Source organism: Methylobacterium crusticola, from assembly GCF_003574465.1.
Lineage (GTDB): Bacteria > Pseudomonadota > Alphaproteobacteria > Rhizobiales > Beijerinckiaceae > Methylobacterium > Methylobacterium crusticola.
The window spans coordinates 23432-29431 of sequence record NZ_QOWC01000110.1 but is presented as its reverse complement, the minus strand read 5'-3'; the positions used below and the strand labels follow the sequence as shown (position 1 = coordinate 29431).

Genomic DNA, 6000 nt, shown 5'->3' with positions numbered 1-6000 from the left:
GGGCGGCGTCGCGGTGATCCGCGTCGGCGGCGCGACCGAGGTCGAGGTGAAGGAGAAGAAGGACCGCGTGGACGACGCGCTCCACGCCACTCGCGCGGCGGTGGAGGAGGGCATCGTTCCCGGCGGCGGCGTCGCGCTGCTTCTCGCCAAGCGCGCCATCAAGGACCTGTCGAGCGACAACGCCGACGTGCAGGCCGGCATCAAGATCGTCCTGAAGGCCCTTGAGGCCCCGATCCGCCAGATCGCCGCCAATGCCGGCGTCGAGGGCTCGATCGTGGTCGGCAAGATCACCGACAACACCTCGTCGCAGACCTACGGCTTCAACGCCCAGACCGAGGAGTACGTCGACCTGATCCAGGCCGGCATCGTCGACCCGGCCAAGGTCGTGCGCACGGCGCTCCAGGACGCGGCGTCGGTGGCGGGCCTGCTCGTCACCACCGAGGCGATGGTGGCCGACGCCCCCAAGAAGGAGAGCGGCGCTCCGGCGATGCCGGGCGGCGGCGGCATGGGCGGCATGGACTTCTAAGTCCAGCCGACCGGACCCGAGAGAGCGAGGGGGCCGCCGCGAGGCGGCCCCTTTGCCGTTCGGGGGAGGCGCCGCGGACACCTGGGCGCGCAGGGGTCCGGTGCGCTCGACGTCGAACACCCGCCCGCGGCCGACGCGCCGGCCGCGCTCGGACAGGGCAGCGTCGTGTTCGTCCTCCTCCACGATCGTGTGGGCGATCGCCCGCAACACCCGCGCGGGCTTCCGCCCGGTCTCGCGCCCGATGCGGATGGCCGGGCTCGATGACGGCCGGCGCGACCTCGGGCGCGGCATCCTGATCCCGGCGGCGTTCCCGTCGATCCTCACCGGCCTGGACGGTGGGCCGGGCCTCCGCCCGGCACACGCCGAGCGCGGCCGAGCTCGTCCTCGGGGTGTCCCCGGGCACGGGCGGGCTCGACCGGTACATGATCGGGAACCGCAACGCGCTCAAGACCGCCAACGTCTTCGCCGGATTGTTCACCGTGTTCCCGATCGGCCGGTTCGTCGAGAACGTGATCTTCTCCGACATCGAGAAGACGATCCGCCGCTGGGGCATGCGGCATTGACGCCACCCTGGATCCCGGGCCCTGTGCGGGGCACCGGGCCGGGAAACGGGACCCTGCCGGGAGGGAGACGCACCATGCTCACACGCACACTCGTCGGGCTCGCGGCCGGGGTCGCCCTGGCCCTCGGGCTCTCGCTCGCGCCGCTGCGCGCGGAGGTGTCGGAGATCCGCATCTCCAAGGGCTACGGCGTCCTCTACCTGCCGCTGTTCGTCATGCAGGACCGGAAGTTCCTGGAGGCGCAGGCCGCCAAGGCCGGCCTCGGCGACGTCAAGGTCACGTGGCTCACCCTCGACGGCGGCAACGTCATCAACGACGCCATGATCGCCGGCTCGCTCGACATCGCGGGCACCGGCGCGCCGGGCTTCCTGGCGCTCTGGGCCAAGGGGCGCGGCAGCCCGAAGACCGAGGTGATCGGTGTGTCGGGCATGTCCACCACGGCCCTCGACCTCAACACCAACAAGCCCGAGATCAAGTCCCTCGCCGATTTCACCGCCAAGGACAAGATCGCGATCCCGGGCATCAAGACATCGCTCGCCGCCGTGGTGCTGCAGATGGCGGTGGCCAAGCAGTTCGGGGCCGACAACTACAACAAGCTCGACGCCAGCACCGTCGGGCTGCCGCACCCGGAGGCCGTCGCGGCCCTGCTCTCGGGCAGGACCGAGATCGTGGCGCACTTCGCCTCCCCGCCCTTCACCCAGGTCGAGCGCGCCGACCCGAAGATCCACACCGTGCTCAAGGCCTCGCAGATCTTCGGCAACATCACGCTCGACGTCGTGTTCGCCCTCAGGCGCTTCACGGAAGCCAACCCCAAGACGACGGCAGCCTTCCTGGCCGCGCTCGACGAGGCGAATGCCTTCATCGTCGAGCACAAGGCCGAGACCGCGGAGATCTTTGCCAAGGCGTCGAAGGTGAAGGTGTCCTCGACCGAGGTGGCGCAGATGCTCGAGGACCCGGACAGCAAGTTCTCGGCGACGCCGACCGGGATCATGGAATTCGCCACCTTCATGCATCGGACCGGCATCATCAAGACGAAGCCGGGAAGTTGGACAGATTTGTTCATCCCGGCACTGCGCGAGCGGGCGGGAAGCTGAGACGCGCCGAGGCCCGGGCGGGCGGACGGACTCCGCACCCGTCCGGGATCGGGGCGCCGTGACTGGCGCGCCGCGCGCCCCGGCCGGCGCCGCAGCGCCGCGGCCGCCCCTTCACGACCGGTTAACCATGTCAGACCTTCACTCCCTGGCATGCCGACTCAGGTTCACCTCCCCGCCTCGCCCCTCGATCCCCTCAAGGACGCCCGAGCGCTCCACGCCAGCATCGAGTCCCTGCGCCACCTTCTGCGCCTCCAGAGCCGCCAGCTCGACGCCCTGGAACGCAGGCTCGCCCCGGGCCGGGACCCGGCCGCGACCGGCGCCGCCCGGCTGCGCGACCTCAAGTCCAGCGGCCGCCTCTAGCAAAAGTTGCATAATTAATATTCTGCAACTCGATAGTCAGACCCGGCTCCCCGCCCCCGACGGGCCCCGATCATCGATGCGCCGCCCACCTGATTCAGGAGGCTGCGCGATTCGCCTCATCTTTGCGTAACCCTTCCCCGCGGACGCCTGGACCGGCGCCCGGCCGTGGGCGTTGTGGGAGGACAGCGACGCGAGGAGGAGTGACGGTGCCGTGGAGCCGCTGAGGAGCACACCCGTCCGCATGATGCTGGGCGAGCGGACGATCGAGGGCGTGGTGCGGGCGGTCGGCGAGGTCGTCAGCCTGCCCCAGGCAGCCGACGCGCCGCCGCGCCGGCTGCGCAACCTGATCCTCGATTTCGGCGCGGCCTGCGCGCCGGTCGAGCTCTGGCTCGACGAGGAGGCCTCGCCCCACGCCGCCCCGCTCCGGGGCCCGGCCCGCGGGGCCGACTGAGCCGGCCAGGCTTTTCCGCGGCGGCCCGGCGACCGGGGGCGCGGCCGGGGCCCCCGACCGGTCACCGGGGGCGGCACCGCCGTCGCGGCCACGCGGGGGGCATGCCCGGCCGCGCGGCTCCCCTCGCGGGGGCCGGCACGGGCCCTATCCCGCCCGCCCCATCAGGGTCTTGAGGACGTCGAGGATGTCGTCGCCCCGGCACGGGCGCGCGACGAAGCGCGCCTCCGCGGGCATGCGCTCGGGATCGGGCTTGGCCCGGCCGGACACCACCACGATGGGCAGGCCCGGCCGCATCTGGGCGGCGGCGCGGGCGAGGTCGAACCCGTCGGTCTTGCCGGACAGTTCCACGTCGGTGATGAGCGCGACGACGTCGTTGCGGTTCGTCAGCAGCGTCAGGGCCCGCTCGGCCGAGGCCGATTGCAGCGCCTCGTAGCCGGCCGCGTCGAGCACGTCGCTCAGGTCCATGATGGTCAGTGCTTCGTCCTCGACGACCAGGATGACGGGCCGCTCTCCTGTGGCATTCACGCTCTCGTTCCCCACGTTTCGCATCCTCACCGGTCGGGCCCGTCCGGCCGGGGGCCGCCCCGGCGGGCGTTCCACGCGGCGGGCCGGTTGAGTGTCGCGGCCGATCCCGGCCCGCCGCCGCGGCGCGCCGGCCTTGATCGAAACGAGGGACGAGCCGTGCCGGTTGCAGGCGGCCGCGCCCTCGGATCCCGGGCTTCCCCGCATCCGCACGCGCGGGAACGCGCCACTCCTGCGGGAGGTTGCGGCGTGCGGGACCGGAAGGCGGCGCAGCGCGTTCGCGGGAGGCGCGGCGGCCCGCAGAGCGGTTCAAGTCCGCGCCCGGCACCGATCCGGCGCTTGCGCCCCGGCCCGCGCGCCGCTAGAGGACGGCACCGGCCGCGCTGCTCGCCCCACGGGCGCTGCGCGGCGGGCCCGGAGAGGTGGCCGAGTGGTTGAAGGCGCACGCCTGGAACGCGTGTATACGGGCAACCGTATCGAGGGTTCGAATCCCTCTCTCTCCGCCAGATTCTCCTGTTTTTAATTTTTCCCAATAGTTCAGGCATCTTGGCTTTCGCCTGACCCAGGTTTGTAGCCACAGCCGTCACGCGGATCGGCGCGGATGCCGGCGAACTCCTGTGGACGCTCCGCAGTTGAACCAACCGGCACTATGCGCGCCGGTTGAGAACGCTGTGGGTCACGCCAGTAGCGGCCAGCGCTCCGCGACGGCGAGCCTCGCTCCCGCTCTCGCGCGGTACGCCTCAGCGGTCTCGCCCGCTCGCGTGAGCGGCGGCCCGGGGCTCGCTACGGACGTGTCAGATCCGCAAGGCCGCCACTTCGGGATGGCGCGGCTCGCTGACCTTCTGGCGGCGTGCGTGCTCGGCGAAGGGCTAGGGAGCGAGGCAGGCTCGTTCGCCCATGTCCGCGCGCTGGTCGATGCAGTCCTGAGGCTTGAGGATCATGGGCTGCGGATGCCGACCCATCTGGACGCCGTCATGGATGCAGTCCGTGCAGCTACGGGCATTGGACCGAATTCGACCGCGCGCGCTACCGCAAGTCGGGCACATGCAACTGAAGAATGTGAAGCAGCTCTTAGAAAAAACGAGGAAAATCAAGTCGATCGACGAGTTGGACGGGCAGACCAACGGGCTTCGGAACGATCTGGACGTGCTGCGCGCGGAAGCTCGGCGGGTGTTTGCTGATCATGCCGGGCACGCCTGACCGCCGCGTCGTTGAAGCGGAAGGTGAGGTCGAGAGCGGCTGGATGAGCACCGACGTCCCCTCCAGCCGCCCGTTCTCATCAGCTGAAGGTGAAGTTGTCTGCTGTCAGGGTTGAGAGCTGGGTCGTCCGCAGAGTGATCGTGTCGCCCGTACCGTACGCGATCACGACGTCGGCACCGACCTGCTGGCTCGCCGCCTGCACTTGAGCGAACGACGCGAACGCGCCGTTGTTGAACGCGATCACGTCGCGCTCCGAGCCGCCCGTGACGAAGTCGAACACGTAATCGGCACCATCCCCGGCCCCGAACGCGAACGCGTCCGAGCCGCTGCCGCCGATCAAGTTGTCGTTGCCGGCGTTCCCGAACAGCGCGTCGCTGCCGTCCTCGCCGAACAGCCAGTCGTCACCGGCCCCGCCCGACAGGTAGTCGTTGCCGGCGCCCGCACCCAGGAAGTCGCTGCCTTCCTCACCGAACACCTGATCGTCGCCGAGTTCTCCGAAGACGATGTCATTGCCCAGGCCGCCGAGCACCTTGTCGTTCCCATCGCCGCCCAGGACACGATCGTCGCCGGCGTCGCCGAAGACAACGTCGTTGCCGGAATCGCCATAAAGCTGATCATTGCCGAGATCGCCATCAACGAGGTCGTTGCCGGCGCCGCCGAACACGAAGTCGGTGTCGTCGCCACCAGCCACAAAGTCGTCGCCGTCCTCGCCGTACACGAGATCGACACCTGCCTCTCCGACGAAGAAGTCATTGCCGGCGCCACCGTACAAGGTGTCGTTGCCCGGGTTGCCGGCGGCGTAGTCGTCGCCCTCGTTGCCGTAGATCGTATCGTCGCCGGCCTCACCGATGAGCTGGTCGTTGCCGGCCCGGCCGTAGATCGTGTCGTTGCCCGGCCCGCCCGCGATGTAGTCGAGGTCGTCGCCGCCGTCGAGAACGTCGTTGCCATCCTGCCCGTCGATCCGATCGAACCCGGGCCCTCCGTTGATTTGGTCGTCTCCGAGCAGACCGAGGAGGACGTCGTTCCCGGCCTGACCGTTGATGACGTCCCCACCATTTGTGCCGATGAGCTGGTCGGGTCCGGGCGTACCGTCAATCAATGCCATGGCGTTTTCTCCCTTCTGCCAGACGGCAGACCGGAGTACGACTCCGCACAATCTGGAAGAATTCGCCAACCTAGATCAAGAAACGAGGTGAAAAAATTTATGTACTAGTAACTTGTCGTAATCCACAGTAGCCCTATCAAAGCTCCTTCCTGGAGCAATCTCCTTCTACATACAATGGCATT

At 69.3% G+C, this 6000-nt stretch carries 8 protein-coding genes and 1 tRNA gene; 7 read left to right on the top strand and 2 right to left on the bottom strand.

Annotated features, from left to right (window positions below):
* From DT057_RS22950 to DT057_RS22930, 5 genes are all read left to right on the top strand, one after another.
* On the top strand, window positions 1–526 hold a 526-nt coding region (locus DT057_RS22950; protein ID WP_276469428.1), incomplete at its 5' end, for a TCP-1/cpn60 chaperonin family protein.
* Window positions 527–915: 389 nt separating this feature from the next.
* A complete protein-coding gene (locus tag DT057_RS36890; protein ID WP_244937389.1) occupies window positions 916–1089 on the top strand; it encodes a hypothetical protein in 174 nt (57 codons plus the stop codon).
* A gap of 74 nt (window positions 1090–1163) precedes the next feature.
* Window positions 1164–2180 (top strand): ABC transporter substrate-binding protein, encoded by a 1017-nt coding sequence (locus DT057_RS22940; RefSeq protein WP_128564424.1) that lies wholly within the window; start codon window positions 1164–1166, stop codon window positions 2178–2180.
* A 150-nt stretch (window positions 2181–2330) separates the two neighbouring features.
* A complete protein-coding gene (locus DT057_RS22935) occupies window positions 2331–2540 on the top strand; it encodes a hypothetical protein (RefSeq protein ID WP_128564423.1) in 210 nt (69 codons plus the stop codon).
* A gap of 211 nt (window positions 2541–2751) precedes the next feature.
* Window positions 2752–2991: a hypothetical protein gene (locus tag DT057_RS22930; RefSeq protein WP_238313040.1), complete on the top strand. Its 240-nt coding sequence runs from the start codon at window positions 2752–2754 to the stop codon at window positions 2989–2991.
* A gap of 144 nt (window positions 2992–3135) precedes the next feature.
* Here the strand turns inward: DT057_RS22930 and DT057_RS22925 are convergent, their stop codons facing one another.
* Window positions 3136–3540, bottom strand: coding sequence for a response regulator (locus DT057_RS22925; RefSeq protein WP_128564422.1), 405 nt, complete (start codon window positions 3538–3540; stop codon window positions 3136–3138).
* 389 nt (window positions 3541–3929) lie between these two features.
* Here DT057_RS22925 and DT057_RS22920 point away from each other — a divergent pair.
* Window positions 3930–4019 (top strand) — tRNA-Ser (locus DT057_RS22920).
* Between the two features lie 472 nt (window positions 4020–4491).
* On the top strand, window positions 4492–4713 hold the full coding sequence (locus tag DT057_RS22915) for a hypothetical protein (RefSeq protein ID WP_128564421.1): 222 nt from the start codon (window positions 4492–4494) through the stop codon (window positions 4711–4713).
* A gap of 79 nt (window positions 4714–4792) precedes the next feature.
* On the opposite strand, the gene DT057_RS22910 is transcribed toward DT057_RS22915, so the two are convergent.
* Window positions 4793–5818, bottom strand: a complete 1026-nt coding sequence (locus DT057_RS22910) for a calcium-binding protein (protein ID WP_128564420.1) — start codon at window positions 5816–5818, stop codon at window positions 4793–4795.
* Window positions 5819–6000: the final 182 nt, after the last annotated feature.

Bases quoted from the DNA above. Each gene is read 5' to 3' on its own strand.
- DT057_RS22935 (WP_128564423.1), top strand. From the start codon at position 2,331: ATGCCGACTCAGGTTCACCTCCCCGCCTCGCCCCTCGATCCCCTCAAG.
- DT057_RS22915 (WP_128564421.1), top strand. From the start codon at position 4,492: ATGCAGTCCGTGCAGCTACGGGCATTGGACCGAATTCGACCGCGCGCG.
- DT057_RS22910 (WP_128564420.1), bottom strand. From the start codon at position 5,818: ATGGCATTGATTGACGGTACGCCCGGACCCGACCAGCTCATCGGCACA.
- DT057_RS22925 (WP_128564422.1), bottom strand. From the start codon at position 3,540: ATGCGAAACGTGGGGAACGAGAGCGTGAATGCCACAGGAGAGCGGCCC.
- DT057_RS22940 (WP_128564424.1), top strand. From the start codon at position 1,164: ATGCTCACACGCACACTCGTCGGGCTCGCGGCCGGGGTCGCCCTGGCC.